Source organism: Paenibacillus sp. FSL H3-0321, assembly GCF_038002865.1.
In the GTDB taxonomy this organism is placed as follows: domain Bacteria; phylum Bacillota; class Bacilli; order Paenibacillales; family Paenibacillaceae; genus Paenibacillus_AQ.
The window spans coordinates 4,662,276-4,676,956 of record NZ_JBBODH010000001.1; the positions used below are offsets into that span (position 1 = coordinate 4,662,276).

The window sequence follows — 14,681 nt, forward strand, 5'->3', positions numbered from 1 at the left end:
CTGCCATTTCCACCGAGAAAGGGATTGAAAGCTAAATGAGCGTTACATTGTTATATGTTGAAGATGACCGGGAGATTGGCAGTGCGGTTTCCGCCGATCTTCGGGAACGCCAGTATGCCGTCCGCTGGCTGGAGAGCGGTGAAGGGGCAGTGGAGGCGGCTGCCGGCTGTCAGTTGGCCATTCTCGATGTCATGCTGCCCGGTCTTGACGGCTTCACCGTTGGGCAGCGGCTGAAGCGGACGTACCCGGGGCTGCCAATCCTGATGCTCTCCGCCCGCACCTCCATCGACGATAAGCTCCAGGGGCTGGAATTCGCCGATGATTATTTGACCAAGCCGTTTCACCCGGATGAGCTGGCTGCACGGATTGAAGTTCTGCTGAGAAGGAGCGGTGCTGCGGCACCTGCAACGCTAAGAATTAAGCATCTGATCGTCCATGAAGGGGAACACCTTATTCAAGAGGCGGTAAGCGGCAAAGAAATCCTGCTAACCGGCAAGCAGTTTCAGATATTCTCCTACCTGCTCCGCCATCTTGGGCAGATTCTGACCAAGGAACAGATCTATGAAGCCGTCTGGGGTGAGGCTTACATAGAGGGGGACAAGACGCTGATGGTACATATCCGTTATTTGCGCGAGAAGCTGGAGCTTGACCCGGCAGCACCGGAGATTATAGAGACGGTCCGGGGAATCGGCTACCGGGTGAGAGCATGAAGGCCAGCGGGCGCACGCACAAACTGCGCGGCTCGCTGCTCTCCCGTTATCTGCTGATTATTGTTGCTGCGCTGCTGTTCCTGCCTGTCATGATGACGGCAACTTTTGTCGGATACGGCGTATTCAGCGCATTGACCCGGGAAGGTCCGCCTGATGAGTATGCCCCTTACTCCAGCATCACCAAGCTGGAGAAGATGTGGCATCAGGAAGCGCTGGATCTGCTGGGCAAACCGCCGGAGGCGATCAATGAGCGGATGCGGCAACTCAGCAGTGAGTATTCTTTGGCCGGGATGTTCTGGGTAGACAGCCACGGGAAAACCAGGCTAAGCCTTACGCCGGAAGATCCCGAGCTGCAGAAGCAGGTAGAGGGTGATGCTTTGCCCGCGCAGTGGAGTGCTGCAGAAGCGGTTGCCTTTATGAAAAAGAGCACAGAGCTTAATCCGCTCGCCATTGTCGCCTTTGTAGGAGACCGTGCGGAAGCCGGAGAAGGTTTTATGGTGATGCAAATTCCGGATGCATTAAGGGATGAAGAAAGTATTGATGGGCTAAGCTCGTGGTATTTAATCGTTCTGGTTTTGTTTTTTGCCGGCTTCATTGTGGTGTCACTGCTGTTCTTCATAGGGATCCGAACCCGGCTGCTGCGCCTGCAGACGGCGATGAGTTTCACAGGCGGGGCCGGAATTCCGAAGCCTGTTACTTCCGGCGGCAGAACGGATGAGATTGGCCGTCTGGAGGAGGCCTTTAATACGATGGTGACTGAGCTTACTGCCAGCCGGTCCAGAGAGGCGGAAGAGGAGGGACTGCGCAAGCGCCTGGTTTCGGATCTGTCGCATGATTTGCGGACTCCCCTCACCGTAATCCGTACTCATCTCCATGTGCTGGGCAAGGAAAGCCTATCGCCGCGCGGGCAGGAATCGCTGGAGCTGATGGATGAACGGATTGCCGGGCTCAGCGTGCTGATCGAGAATCTGCTCTCTTATAATCTGCTCAGCAGCGGAAAGATAACGCTGAAGCTGGAGCGCAGGGATGTGCTGCGGCTGCTGCGCGAAAGTGCCGCTGCCTGGTATCCGCTTTGGGAGAAGGAAGGGTTCCAGGTTGATATTGACCTGGAGGGTGAACCTCTATACTGGACTATAGACGAGAGCTGGTTCCGCCGGATTCTGGACAACCTGTTTCAGAATATCCTGCGCCACGCCCGCTGCGGACTATATGTAGGCATTGCGCTGGAAGTCCGGGATAGCCGCCCTGTGATTGTCGTCTCGGACCATGGCAAGGGAATGATGAGCAACTCCGACTCCAAAGGGGCAGGACTTGGTTTGTCTATTGTAGAGCTGCTGCTTAAGCGGATGGAGCTGGAGTGGACGGTCGACAGCAGTGAGCAGGGTACCTCTATTGTCATTTCTCAGCGCCGGGGCAAAATTTAAACGAAATTTAAACTTGCTGCCGCCGCTCTTTTAACCTTGGGACGTTATGCTAGTTACCGAGGTGAACGAGAATGAAAGAAACTGTGATTGAAACAAAGGATTTACTGAAGGAATACCGCGGCCGGGCTGCGGTGGAGCGTTTGAACCTGAATATTGGTAAAGGTGAAATTTACGGCTTTCTTGGACCCAACGGCGCAGGCAAAACAACGACCATCCGCATGCTGCTGGGGCTGATCAAGCCGACATCGGGGCAAATTAAGGTATTCGGCCAGGAGCTCCGTAAAAATAAGCTGCAGATTCTGCGCAAAGTGGGGTCGCTTGTGGAGTCCCCGTCATATTACGGGCATTTGAGCGCACTGGACAATCTGGAGGCGATCCGCCGGATCCTTAATGTGCCGAAGCAGCGGATCGCCGAGGTGCTGGATATTGTCTCGCTGACAGGAGAAGAAAAGCGGCCTGTGAAGGGCTTCTCGCTGGGCATGAAGCAGCGGCTGGGCATTGCTGCTGCACTGCTCGGCAGTCCGGAGCTGCTGATTCTTGATGAGCCGACTAATGGGCTTGATCCGTCAGGCATACAGGAGATCCGCTCGCTGATCAAGCGGCTTCCGGAAGAGCAGGGAATTACCGTGCTTGTGTCCAGCCACCTGCTGAGCGAAATTGAACAGATGGCAGATACGGTCGGCATTATCCGCCAGGGTAAAATGGTTTACCAGGACTCCATTGCCCATCTGCAGCAGCAGGCGGCGGGAGATCTCCGGCTTGCCGTATCCGAGCCGGAAGCCGCACTGGCGCTCGCCTTGCGAAGGGGCTGCGGCGGTGAAATGCAGGATGGGCGGCTTGTGCTGCCGCGGATGAGCGATGCCAGAGTGGCTCTCCTGATTAAAGAACTGGTCGAGGATGGACATGCAATCTACCGGGTGGAAGAACGCAGACAATCACTGGAGGAATTCTTCCTGCAGGTTGTTGAGGGAGGCGCATCATGATGTGGCGGGCGCTGTCGGCTGACTGGCTCAAAATCCGCGGCAAAGGCCTGTGGTTTCTGGTCTTTCTCGGCCCCATCGGCCTGCTTGCCATGCAGGGGCTGAACTTTGGGCTGCGTTACGATTATCTGACCCAGCAATATCGTGCCGATTTATGGGGCGGACTGCTCAGCAATGTGGCCGACTTCGTTCCGGTGGCCCTTTATCTGGGGGGCACGCTGATCTGTTCGATGATGGCCAACGTGGAGCACCAAATGAGCTCGTGGAAGCAGCTCCTGGCATTGCCGATTTCCCGGACCTCTGTCTTTATGGCCAAGCTGCTGCTCTGCCTGCTGCTGCTTACTGTCTCCTGTCTGCTGCTGGCGGCGGGTACGGTGGGCTTGGGAGTGATCCTCGGGTTCCAATCGCAGCCAATCCCTTATGCGAAGGTGCTGCAAATTGGCTTTGCTTCTTATGCTGCAGCACTCCCGGTGATCTCACTGCAGCTGTGGTTCTCCCTGTCCAGCCGCAATCAGACGTTTCCGGTGTCGGTGGGAATTACCTTGTCGCTGCTAAGCATCTTCTCCTTGTTTCTGTCGGAATGGGTTCCCCTGAGCTGGCCGGCCCTAGCCTGGAGCGCTCCCCGGCCCTGGCTGTTCAGCGGAGCAGGCTTGCTGCTTGGCCTGCTGATTCTGCTGCCGGGATCCATACATTTTGCGCGAAAGGATGTGGACTAGGATGAGAACCTTTTGGAGAGTTCTATCGGCTGAGAAGCTGAAAATGTCCAAATCTCATGTCTGGCTGCTTATTTTGCTCAGTCCGGCTGTCGCGCTGCCTATCGGAGGGCTAGCCGATATGCAGGATGATGGGCAGATCACCTGGCAGGTGCTGCTGAGTGTAATGTCGCTAATGCATTCAATGTTGTTCCTTCCCGTGCTTGCCGGCATATTTGCGGCTCTAATCTGCCGTTCCGAGCATACCGACGGTGGCTGGAAGCAGTTGTTGTCCCTGCCTGTAACACGAAGTTCTGTGTACCTGGCTAAATTCACACTGATTATGGGAATGCTGGCCGCCGTGCAGCTGCTGTTTATCGTTGTAGTGGTAGGCCTAGGGATATATCGCGGTGCGGAAGGCGCTGTGCCTTGGCAGCTGCTTCTCACCAGCCTCTTCGGCGGCTGGTTCGCCTGCCTGCCGCTGGCCGCGCTGCAATTGGCAGTTTCCCAGGGCTGGAGCAGCTTCGGCGCACCGCTGGCACTGAATGTAAGCCTGACTTTACCGAATATGCTCATCTCCAATTCAGCCACCTACGGCCCATATTATCCCTGGGTGCAGCCAATGCTGGCCATGTCTCCTTACGGTGAAGATAAGTTCGGAGCTTTTAATTTGCCGATGGAGAGCTTGATGCTGGTAGTTACAGGAAGCCTGGTTCTCTTTTTGGCGGGAGGCCTGCTCCACTTCTGGCGTAAAGCAGTATAATATCGCGTATGTAGCATGCTGTGCTGAATCCTCTCATGGACATCCGGTGAAGTTTTTTCTATAATTAATCGTAGAAGATACTATTAACAACCAGTAACACCGGATAAGCATATTAGAGGAGGGCGAGAGCATGGAGCCAGCGGCACTTGAAGAATGCGACAATACATGCAATGGTTCGGAGCTGGAACCGGAATCTATAGCGCTGATTCTGCCGGACCGCGGAACAACGGATAAAATGGCGGAAATGTTCAAAGCGCTGGGCGACCCGACACGGGTACGGCTCATTTACGCTTTGTCGCAGAGAGAGCTGTGTGTGCACGATTTATCGGTCATCCTCGACATGGGGCAATCGGCCGTATCCCATCAGCTCCGCTATTTGCGCAATCTGCGGATCGTAAAGCGCCGCAAGGAAGGCAAGACGGTCTATTATTCACTAAATGATGCGCATGTGGAACAGATTTTTCTGCAGACGCATGAGCATATCAGACATGAATAGATTTTCATGAGAACTCAGCTGTAAACACAAAACCGTCCTGCGCTGGCTTAGCGCAAGGACGGTTTCTTTTGTTTGCGTCAGGAGATTTCACCGTCCTAATGCACGTTAAACCTTCAAGCTTTTGTGCTTCATGGACGAGTTCTCAATTTGCAGCGTCGAATGATGAATGCCGAAAGTTTCTTCCACGAGGCTGGTGGCCTCCTGGAGAACACGCTGGTGATCCTTATGGTCCTGAATCAGCAGATGGCCGCTAAGCGCATCCAGCCCTGAGGTAATGGTCCAGATATGCAGGTCATGAACCTCGATGACTCCGTCAATAAGCAGCAGCGCTTCTTGTACATCACGGGTATTCACGTTAAGCGGTGTTCCTTCCATTAAAATATGGAATGCCTGTTTAATTACGCCCCAGGCTCCTCTCAGGATGAGCAGTGCGACAAGCACACTGATGATTGGATCTGCAATATACCAGGAGAACAATTTCATGATTAACCCGGCAAGCAGAGCTCCGACCGAGCCTAGTGCATCGCTAACGATATGAAGATAGGCGCTGCGGACATTGATGTTCTCTTGCACATTGCTTTTTCGCATTAAAGACCATGCACTGACCAGGTTGGCCAGCAATCCGACTGCCGCAATGATCATCATTGTACCGCTTGCTACCTCCGGAGGTGAGAAGAAACGCTGATACGCTTCCCATATAATAAATCCGGCAATGATGAACAGCGTAACTCCGTTGAATAAGGCTGCCATAATCTCAAATCTGTAGTAACCGTAAGAATTTTTCAGAGAAGGGGGCTTTACAGCAAAGATCATGGCGACAAGACTTAAGGCCAGCGAAACAGTATCGCCCAGCATATGGCCGGAGTCCGACAGAAGGGCCAAGCTGCCCGTAACCAGGCCGCCGAAGAACTCCAGCAGCATGATGCTTCCGGTAATGATCAGAGCGATTAATAGGCCCTTGAGGTTATCGGGTGCGTGAGAGTGGGAATGGGAATGAGAATGGCCGGAATGATTATGTTCAGAATGGTTGTGTCCGTGCTCATGTCCCTGATGTTCATGCTTATGGCGGCTATCTTTGTGTTGATGATTTGTCATACAGGTACCCCTTCCTAAAATAACATATGAATGATTGCTCATATGTTAATAGTATTCGCAACTCAGCTGAATTACAAGTCCCTTTTGGAAACAATTGTGATCTTCTTATCATTTTAAAAAAAGTGATGAAGTATACGGAATCTGCATTGACACTGCAAGTTTAGGGGGAATATAATATGTGTAAGTAAACATATGAACAGATACTCATATATAGTTTTTTCCAAGGGAGATGAGTGATTTGAATGCGGTGGAGGGAAACGTAAGACGTCAGTGGGTGCTCGAGGGTCTGGATTGCGCAAATTGCGCCATGAAAATTGAGAACAAGGTGAAAAAGATTGAAGGAGTGTCATCCTGCTCCGTAAATTTCGCGATGAAGATGATGACACTGGAGACTGCCGCAGCTTATGCGGACACGGTATCCGAAGAGGCAAAGCGGACAGTAACTACCCTTGAGCCGCATGTGAAGCTGAAGGAGGTTCAAACTGCTGCTGGAAGGAAGAAGCAGCAGGCTGCTGCTGTGAATTCTGTATCCTTAGAAGCACAAGGGCAAGCCCACGCTCATGCCCAGCATGAACATCAGGGCCACACTCATGGACATAGCCAGGGGGAGGCCCACGGACACAGTCACACTCATGGTAGTGATGAAGCCCATAATCATGATCATGCACATGATGAAGCTCATGGCCACTCCCATAGCCATGAGCATGGGGAAGGAGATACGCGCAAAATTCTGCTGCGGCTGGGCGCCGGCGGAATTCTAGCGGCAGCCGGAATGTTCCTGCCGGTCAGCGGATTCCCGGAGCTGCTGATTTTCCTGGCCGCTTATTTGATTGTTGGCGGCGAGGTCATCTGGTCAGCCGCAAGGAATATTGTCCGTGGCCAAGTGTTCGATGAGAATTTCCTGATGGCACTGGCGACGATCGGGGCTTTCGCCATTGGCGAGTACCCGGAAGGCGTTGCCGTCATGCTCTTTTATCAGGTTGGCGAACTCTTCCAGGGTCTGGCAGTTAACCGTTCCCGCCGTTCCATTACAGCGCTGATGGATATCCGTCCGGAATTTGCCTTTCTCAAGGAAGGGGAGAAGCTGAGAAAAGTATCGCCGGAGGAAGTGGCCGTCGGAGACATCATTGTTATCAAGCCGGGTGAGAAGGTGCCGCTTGACGGAACAATCCTCGAGGGCAGTGCAATGATGGATACGTCCGCGCTTACCGGAGAATCGGTGCCACGCTCGGCTGAGCCGGGCGCTCAGGTGCTGAGCGGCTTTATCAACCGCAACGGTGTGATTACCGTTCAGGTCACTCAAACCTTCGGGGAATCAGCGGTATCCAAAATTCTTGAACTGGTGCAGAATGCTTCCAGCAACAAGGCGAAGACAGAAAATTTCATTACGAAATTTGCCCGGGCCTACACTCCGGTTGTAGTCATTACAGCCCTGCTGCTGGCAGTACTGCCGCCACTGTTTATCAGTGGGGCCACCTTCTCGGATTGGATCTACCGGGCGCTTGTCTTCCTCGTCATTTCATGCCCCTGTGCGCTGGTCGTCTCCATTCCGCTTGGCTTCTTCGGCGGCATTGGAGCGGCTTCCCGGAATGGCATTCTGGTTAAAGGCAGCAATTATCTTGAGGCACTGAATGATGTGAAGATTGTCGTGTTCGATAAGACGGGAACGCTGACGAAAGGGCAGTTCAAAGTTACTGGCATCTTTCCTGCGGAAGGTATTGCCGAGAGTGAGCTGCTGCGGCTTGCCGCTTATGCAGAGAGCCATTCGCCCCATCCTATTGCGGAATCCATCCGGTCGGCTTACGGCGCAGATATTCCAGGTGAAGTTATTGCCGATTACAATGAAATCTCCGGTCATGGCATAGCCGTTACTGTAGAAGGCAGGGCAGTGCTCGCCGGAAATGCCCGGCTCATGGAGCGCGAGGGAATCTCCAGCGGGACTTCTGAGGTGAGCGGAACAATTGTTCATATCGCTGTTGATAAACAATATGCAGGATATCTGGTCATATCTGATGAAGTGAAGGACGACTCCCTTCAGGCGATCCGCAAATTGAAGGCGTTGGGCATCCGCAAGACGGTCATGCTGACAGGTGACGCTTCGTCGGTAGCGGAGGCTGTCGGGCGCCAGCTGGGAATTGATGAAATTCATGCCGAGCTTCTGCCGCAGCATAAAGTGGAAGCTGTCGAAAGATTGGAGAAGGAGAAGTCACAGCGGGAGAAAATTATTTTTGTCGGCGACGGAATCAACGATACCCCTGTGCTGGCGAGGGCAGATGTGGGCATTGCAATGGGCGGACTTGGCTCGGATGCAGCAATTGAAGCGGCGGATATTGTCATTATGACCGACGAACCGTCGAAGATTGCTGAGGCCATCGGAATAGCCAAGCGGACGCGGAGCATTGTCTGGCAGAATATAATTTTTGCCCTGGCGGTCAAGGCGATCTTTCTGCTGCTGGGTGCATTCGGGATTGCTACCATGTGGGAGGCGGTATTCTCGGATGTGGGTGTAACCGTGCTTGCTGTGCTGAACAGCATCAGGGCGCTGCAGGCGCCTAAAACAGAATGAATGTCATAGGAGTCCTGTAGTTAGCTTGAAAATTATGTGAAAAAACATGAAAATAGTATGAAAAAGTAAGCTCTTTAGATTCCATATTGTGGGACTAAGGGCTTATTTTTTGTCGTGAATATAATGATTTATGTCTGTTTTTGCCGATATATTAGTATACATTTACAGCAATTGGAAAATTGTATCTAGTACTGCTAGGAGGACTTAAGGTGGAAGAGACAGAAATGAAGCAGGAAAAAATGAAAATGAAAGCAAAGAAAAGAAAGCCAGTATCCGTGCAGACGAAATGGTCGCTTGTGATTCTTGCCATTTCCATCGTGCCTTTGCTGGGAGCTACCATCTTTTTTATGCAGTATTTCGGCGGTGTAACCAAGTCGGATAGTCAAGAGCTGGCGGAAAGTACTCTGAATATGAATAGTTCTCAGCTCGGGGAATGGCTGGAGTCCAAAACCTCTGCGGTGCAGGAACTGATCACTATGCATCCCGAGTTCGATACGGCAAAGCCGGAGAGCATTTTCCCGGTAATCAAGGTGCTCGAGGAAAGTGACACTCAGTCTGAAGGCTATAGCGTTATTAGTAAAGAAGGTAAACTCAGCAATATGATGGGGATGACGGCGGATTCGGGTACCTCCCCGTATTTCTTGGAGGCCAAGGAGACACATAAACCGTCAATAGCTGATATGACTTTTCTGGAACAGCTGAATAAACATATCATTACGATTATGGTCCCGATTATGGATAAGGATAACCAGTTTAACGGCGGTATTGCCTTCTCGGTTACACCGGAGATTATGATGGAAATGGCCAAAAATATCAAGGTGGGCGAAACCGGGTACGGATTTATAGTTTCAGGGGAAGGGAACTATTATGCCTCCTCTGATCCGGGCAAGATCGGAAAAAATATTGCGGATTATGCAGAGAAACCCGGGACGCAAAAAGCGGTTAAAAGTATATTGAGCAAGCCTAACGGTTCGGTAACCTATAAGGGCGAAGAGGGCAAAGTTCTTATTACATATTTCAAAACCATCCCTGGAACCGATTGGAAGCTGCTGATTAATGTTCCCAAAAGCGAAGTTTACGCTAAAGTGAATTCGGCCCAGACCTTGACGACAATTTTTGTAGTCATCGTTATTTTGCTTGTCGTGGTATTGTCCCTCTATCTTACCCGGAAGATTGTTAAGCCGATTGTCGCTATTTCGGAAGTGATGAAAAGGGTGGCAGACGGACGGCTGAATGAGCGGGTGGTTGTTGGCTCCGAGGATGAAATCGGCCAGATGAGCCGGAGTATTAATCATATGATTGAATCCCTCTCCGGAATTGTCAGCAAGATCGATACAACCGTAGTGGAGGTAGCGGTATCTGCGGAAGGTCTGCTGGATTACGCCACTCAGTCCTCCAACACTTCGGCAGAGATTGCAGAGGTGATTCAGGAAGTGGCGCAAGGAATGGAGGAGCAGTTCAGAGGTTCGGAACAGTCCGCGCGGGCTACGGAAGAGATGGCGGTAGGCTTGCAAAGGATTGCTGAATCCTCCGTGAGTGTATCCGATCAGGCGGAGTCTGTAAGTGCAGAGGTCGAGAACGGCTATCATGAGATCAAGGCGACATTTGAACAGATGAAGGTAATCAGTTCTACTGCGGGCCAGACAGCTGAACTCATCGGCACACTGACACAGCAATCGGAACAAATCGGGCAAATCGTCGATGTGATTTCAGAGATATCCAACCAGACAGGGCTGCTGTCCTTGAATGCTTCCATCGAGGCAGCCAGAGCGGGCGAGCATGGACGGGGCTTCGGAGTGGTAGCGAATGAAGTGAAGAAGCTGGCCGAGCGTACCAATACAGCGATTGTGCATATTGTTGAATTAATCAGACAAATTCAGAATTCGACAACGAATGCCGCAGTATCCATGGAGAAGAGCATTTCCGAAATTGGCGATGGTATGGACAAGATGACGAAAGTTGGGTCCGCCTTTGACCATATCCGTTCCTCCATCCGTGAAGTTTCGGTGCAGATCCAGGACGTATCCGCTATTAATGAAGAGATGTCTGCAGGCACGGAAGAAATTACGGCATCCATTTCCGATATGCTGATTATCGCCAAGACTTCCGCGGACAACGCCCAGGCGGTCGCTGAGGCCTCAACGGATCAGAAGGAGCTGATGAAGCAGGTAGTCAATTCTGCGGAATCACTGAATCTGATGATGTCTGAGCTGAAAGAAGAGATCGAAAAATTCCGTTAATCAGCAGATAAAATAAGAACAGCCCCCGGCTTCGCGCGTTGCAGCGCGGCAGCCGGGGGCTGTTTCGTTTGAGCTAAGAATTAAACCTTCTCTTCCAGATGCAGGCTTTCGATGCCGGATCGGATGATGCCGCATGAAGCGTCAAACTTCGCATACTCCTGATCACTGAGATTCAGCTCCAGCAGTTCCTGAATGCCGCCCCCGCCGATAATGGCAGGAGCTCCGGCGCATACATTCTTTTGCCCGTACTCTCCGTCCAGAATCGCCGAGACGGCAATGATTTTGTGTTCATCATTCAGGATGGAGCGCGTGATATAAGCCAGAGCACTGCCAATGCCAAAATGCGTGGAGCCTTTGCGTGTGAAGATCTCCCAGCCGGCATCCTTCGTTTTGCGGGCGAGATCCTCCAGATCCAGATCCCTGAACCGTTCGCGGTGCTGCTCCATAATCTGCAGAAGCGGTTTGCCGCCGATCGTTACATGCGACCAGGCAACAAACTGGGATTCTCCATGTTCGCCGAGTGCATAGCCGTTCACACTACGGGGATCAATGGAGAATACTTCCGACAGCAGCGTCTTCAGCCGCGATGAATCAATAGAGGTGCCGGTGCCGATAATGCGGTGGCGCGGCAGTCCGGAGATTTTCCATACCATATAGGTGACAATATCAACCGGATTGGCGGCAATTACAAAGATACCGTCGAATCCGCCAGCCATAATTTCCGTAATAATAGACTTAGTTATAACCGCAGCATCATCCAGGACATCAAGTCTGGTCTGACCCGGTTTGGGATTGGCCCCGGCAGTCAGGATAACGACATCCATTCCGCCGCAATCGCTTGCGGTACCGGCATATACTTTGGTGCGTGTCCCTGTGAAATCCATGCAGTGCGAGAGGTCAAGCGCTTGTGCCATGGCCCAGTCATAGGTGCGGTCGACCATCATGATCTCATCGCATATCGCCTGGTTGACCATGGAATAGGCGCAGCTGGAGCCCACATTACCGGAGCCGACGATCGCCACTTTTCTCGATTTCGTTTTCAATTGCCTTGTCCTCGCTCTCTAAAAAGTATACGTTTCCTATTCCTTGGTGAAGTATGCTTATATTTTAACTGATCTGATTGCAAGTTACCTGACATGAAGGTGAAAAAGCGTGTTTTGACCGAACATTTTTTGCCACAAATGACATGGAAGGTTAGGAATGACTGGGCGGAGTTATAGAATATTCTATGCTTGTAGCGTGAAGGTGGACTTCCGGAAAATAAAAAAAAAGAGCATTCGTGCGGCCCTAAGGGTCAATGAAATGCTCTTTTTACTCATTTTATGCTTCATTCTTATCCGCGGGGCTGGGGAATAGGTGCCTTCGGCAGAGCCATTCGGGTATAGCGCTTATACATGTACACCCTCCAGTGGAGGATCATGCCAAAGGCCAGAATAAAAAATAATCCGCCTGACTGCGGTATGGATACATATCGGTTGATAAACTCATGAAGCACTGTGCGGATCAGCAGCAATCCGAGCAGAATGAAGGCGAAACTCTTGGACCGCTGGGCGTAAATCTGGCCGTCCCGTTCTTCAAAGACTGTGCTGCGCATTAACGGATAGGCGAAAATGAACCAGCCGATCAGGAAAGCCGCAACCGCCCACCACCAGGGAAACTGGACCTCTGGTACAACGAACATGGCAAAACCTGTGGACATGCCGAGCGGCGGTATCCATATTTTACGGAGGGTCACCGGTCTCGCGCTTGCCTTCAGGCGGATAAAAATAACCATCAGCGCCATAAACACGGCCCCCAGTGTGGAGCCCACATGCAGAAGCGAGGGGTTAATATTGCCCATGATTCACTTTCCTCTCTGTGATTTGTGTCACTATTTCTCCATTATAGCAGAAATTCTGTGATGTTCAGAATCGCAGCTGAAACTAAAATTCAGGCCGGTTTGCTGAGGATCTCTGATCCTCCAGACACAATAAACCCGCCAGGGTAACCCTGGCGGGTTGTGTCCAAATGTTCAACTCATCTGGTTCAGCTTCGATCGCCGGCAAGCTTAAGAACGGCTGCGTCCACCGACCGAACGGAGGATCAGGCTGACGATAAAGATCAGGACAATGGCACCAATCAATGAAGGGAAGACGTAGAAATCACTGATTTTTGGTCCCCAGCTTCCGAGCAGCATGCCACCGAGCCATGAACCCAGAATACCGGCAATAATGTTGCCGATAATGCCTCCAGGAATATCTCTGCCCATGATCAGACCTGCCAACCAACCAATTACCCCGCCTACAATTAACATCCATAATAAACTCATTATGCTTCAGCTCCTTTGTGTTTGTTATCTTCGATGGTTACTATTAACCTCAAGCGGAACGTTTAAACCATGTGTAAAATATTGCCTTGCTGCTTATTATCAGTATTCAAGTATGCCCCAAAACATGCTGTTTAACCCGCATAATGTGTTGGGTATATAAACATGTTATAGTGAAAATGAAGCGCGGATATGAGTGAACAGGGTGCTGTGCAGGGTATATAAGAAGTAAGGAAATATACCTGCAAACGATGGCTCCGAAAAGCGGGTCTGCCGGGGTCAAGCAAGATACGCTGCTATTACACTAAAAGGAGACGCTGCTATGCAACAGCCTAATGAAGTACTATTTTATGTGGGGACTTATAATACCAAGGAAGAGGATGCTATTCTGCTGGGGGCTTTGAACAAGGATACAGGGGAAATGAGAGTTCTGGACGGTACCAAGGGCATTGAGAATCCGTCCTATCTGGCTGTAAACCGTGCGGGAACTGTTCTATATGCAGTCAGCGAACAGGATGAGGGAGAAATTCATGCCTTTGCCATTGAGGCCGGAACCAAAGCCTTGCACCCGCTAGGCGGCAGAAGTACAGAAGGCGGTGCCCCCTGTTATGTCTCCATTCATCCGCAAGGGGATTACATATATGTCGCCAATTACACGGGCGGCAATGTCAACGTGTTTCCTGTGAGCGGGGACGGTTCTCTCCAAGAGATGTCGGCTCAGGTCCGGCATGAAGGTTCAGGGATTCGCCCAGACCGCCAGGAAGCGCCGCATCCCCATTCGGTAATTCCCGACAGTACCGGCGGGCGGGTGCTGGTCTGTGATCTGGGTCTCGATCAGGTTCTGCTGTACCGTGTGCAGGACGGAAAGCTGATTACACATCGTGAAGTCGATCTGCCTCCCGGTTCGGGACCGCGCCATCTGGCCTATCACCCCACGGAACAATGGTTATATCTGATCAATGAGCTGAACAGCACCATTACGGTATTTGCAAGCGACGAACAGCAGGGGGACCTGAGAGTATTCCAGAGTGTCAGCTCACTGCCGGAGCAGTACACAGCTGGCAGTGATGATACGGCAGCTGACATCCATGTTTCTCCTTGCGGACGGTTCCTTTATGCCTCCAACCGCGGCCATGACAGTATCGCCCTATTCCTTATTGATGCAGCTACAGGCCTGCTTGAACCGGCGGACTGGGTCAATTCGGGCGGCCGGACACCGCGCAACTTTGCTATTATGGGGGGAATGCTGCTCGCTGCCAATCAGAACAGCGGCAATATCGTCTCGTTTAGAATCGACTGTGAGAGTGGCAGGCTGATTCCTACCGGCAATGAACTGGAAGTTCCTTCACCGGTCTGCATAAAAGCCCTGTAACAAGAAGCAAGAAGGAATTGTAATAGGATAAGGGCCTC

13 protein-coding genes are annotated in these 14,681 nt (G+C 51.6%); 9 read left to right on the forward strand and 4 right to left on the reverse strand.

What is annotated here, in order from left to right; translation table 11 throughout:
- Positions 1-35 precede the first annotated feature (35 nt).
- From MHI45_RS20775 to MHI45_RS20800, 6 genes are all read left to right on the forward strand, one after another.
- The gene (locus MHI45_RS20775; protein ID WP_076111661.1) at positions 36-710 is read left to right on the forward strand and encodes a response regulator transcription factor; all 675 of its coding nucleotides are present in this window, start codon (positions 36-38) and stop codon (positions 708-710) included.
- Positions 707-2,134 carry a sensor histidine kinase gene (locus MHI45_RS20780; RefSeq protein ID WP_076111663.1) on the forward strand — a complete coding sequence of 476 codons (1,428 nt, stop codon included), beginning with the start codon at positions 707-709 and terminating at the stop codon, positions 2,132-2,134. Before MHI45_RS20775 ends, MHI45_RS20780 begins: the two co-directional genes overlap by 4 nt.
- 71 nt (positions 2,135-2,205) lie before the next feature.
- Positions 2,206-3,117 carry an ABC transporter ATP-binding protein gene (locus tag MHI45_RS20785; RefSeq protein ID WP_076111664.1) on the forward strand — a complete coding sequence of 304 codons (912 nt, stop codon included), beginning with the start codon at positions 2,206-2,208 and terminating at the stop codon, positions 3,115-3,117.
- A complete protein-coding gene (locus MHI45_RS20790) occupies positions 3,114-3,830 on the forward strand; it encodes an ABC transporter permease (protein WP_076111666.1) in 717 nt (238 codons plus the stop codon). The genes MHI45_RS20785 and MHI45_RS20790 overlap by 4 nt, the downstream gene beginning before the upstream one ends.
- Position 3,831: 1 nt before the next feature.
- Positions 3,832-4,569 carry an ABC transporter permease gene (locus MHI45_RS20795; protein WP_076111667.1) on the forward strand — a complete coding sequence of 246 codons (738 nt, stop codon included), beginning with the start codon at positions 3,832-3,834 and terminating at the stop codon, positions 4,567-4,569.
- A gap of 130 nt (positions 4,570-4,699) precedes the next feature.
- Positions 4,700-5,065 (forward strand): ArsR/SmtB family transcription factor, encoded by a 366-nt coding sequence (locus MHI45_RS20800; protein WP_038585175.1) that lies wholly within the window; start codon positions 4,700-4,702, stop codon positions 5,063-5,065.
- A gap of 105 nt (positions 5,066-5,170) precedes the next feature.
- Here the strand turns inward: MHI45_RS20800 and MHI45_RS20805 are convergent, their stop codons facing one another.
- Entirely contained in the window at positions 5,171-6,160 is a 990-nt protein-coding gene (locus MHI45_RS20805; protein ID WP_076111669.1) for a cation diffusion facilitator family transporter, read from the reverse strand.
- A gap of 238 nt (positions 6,161-6,398) precedes the next feature.
- On the opposite strand from MHI45_RS20805, the gene MHI45_RS20810 reads away from it, so the two are divergent.
- A complete protein-coding gene (locus MHI45_RS20810) occupies positions 6,399-8,726 on the forward strand; it encodes a heavy metal translocating P-type ATPase (RefSeq protein ID WP_445322158.1) in 2,328 nt (775 codons plus the stop codon).
- A gap of 209 nt (positions 8,727-8,935) precedes the next feature.
- On the forward strand, positions 8,936-10,966 hold the full coding sequence (locus MHI45_RS20815; protein ID WP_340895205.1) for a methyl-accepting chemotaxis protein: 2,031 nt from the start codon (positions 8,936-8,938) through the stop codon (positions 10,964-10,966).
- Between the two features lie 80 nt (positions 10,967-11,046).
- On the opposite strand, the gene MHI45_RS20820 is transcribed toward MHI45_RS20815, so the two are convergent.
- The 3 genes from MHI45_RS20820 to MHI45_RS20830 form a co-directional block, all read right to left on the reverse strand.
- A complete protein-coding gene (locus tag MHI45_RS20820) occupies positions 11,047-12,009 on the reverse strand; it encodes an L-lactate dehydrogenase (RefSeq protein ID WP_340895204.1) in 963 nt (320 codons plus the stop codon).
- Positions 12,010-12,299: 290 nt separating this feature from the next.
- Positions 12,300-12,806 carry a CcdC family protein gene (locus MHI45_RS20825; RefSeq protein ID WP_340895202.1) on the reverse strand — a complete coding sequence of 169 codons (507 nt, stop codon included), beginning with the start codon at positions 12,804-12,806 and terminating at the stop codon, positions 12,300-12,302.
- Between the two features lie 207 nt (positions 12,807-13,013).
- Complete coding sequence (locus MHI45_RS20830; protein WP_054943165.1) at positions 13,014-13,274, reverse strand: GlsB/YeaQ/YmgE family stress response membrane protein; 261 nt, start codon at positions 13,272-13,274, stop codon at positions 13,014-13,016.
- Between the two features lie 319 nt (positions 13,275-13,593).
- Here MHI45_RS20830 and MHI45_RS20835 point away from each other — a divergent pair, with 319 nt between their 5' ends.
- Entirely contained in the window at positions 13,594-14,643 is a 1,050-nt protein-coding gene (locus MHI45_RS20835) for a lactonase family protein (RefSeq protein ID WP_340895199.1), read from the forward strand.
- Positions 14,644-14,681 lie beyond the last annotated feature (38 nt).

What these genes read in the sequence shown, in the direction of transcription:
- MHI45_RS20775 (WP_076111661.1), top strand. Translation starts at nt 36, where the DNA reads ATGAGCGTTACATTGTTATATGTTGAAGATGACCGGGAGATTGGCAGT.
- MHI45_RS20780 (WP_076111663.1), top strand. Translation starts at nt 707, where the DNA reads ATGAAGGCCAGCGGGCGCACGCACAAACTGCGCGGCTCGCTGCTCTCC.
- MHI45_RS20785 (WP_076111664.1), top strand. Translation starts at nt 2,206, where the DNA reads ATGAAAGAAACTGTGATTGAAACAAAGGATTTACTGAAGGAATACCGC.
- MHI45_RS20790 (WP_076111666.1), top strand. Translation starts at nt 3,114, where the DNA reads ATGATGTGGCGGGCGCTGTCGGCTGACTGGCTCAAAATCCGCGGCAAA.
- MHI45_RS20795 (WP_076111667.1), top strand. Translation starts at nt 3,832, where the DNA reads ATGAGAACCTTTTGGAGAGTTCTATCGGCTGAGAAGCTGAAAATGTCC.
- MHI45_RS20800 (WP_038585175.1), top strand. Translation starts at nt 4,700, where the DNA reads ATGGAGCCAGCGGCACTTGAAGAATGCGACAATACATGCAATGGTTCG.
- MHI45_RS20805 (WP_076111669.1), bottom strand. Translation starts at nt 6,160, where the DNA reads ATGACAAATCATCAACACAAAGATAGCCGCCATAAGCATGAACATCAG.
- MHI45_RS20825 (WP_340895202.1), bottom strand. Translation starts at nt 12,806, where the DNA reads ATGGGCAATATTAACCCCTCGCTTCTGCATGTGGGCTCCACACTGGGG.
- MHI45_RS20830 (WP_054943165.1), bottom strand. Translation starts at nt 13,274, where the DNA reads ATGAGTTTATTATGGATGTTAATTGTAGGCGGGGTAATTGGTTGGTTG.
- MHI45_RS20835 (WP_340895199.1), top strand. Translation starts at nt 13,594, where the DNA reads ATGCAACAGCCTAATGAAGTACTATTTTATGTGGGGACTTATAATACC.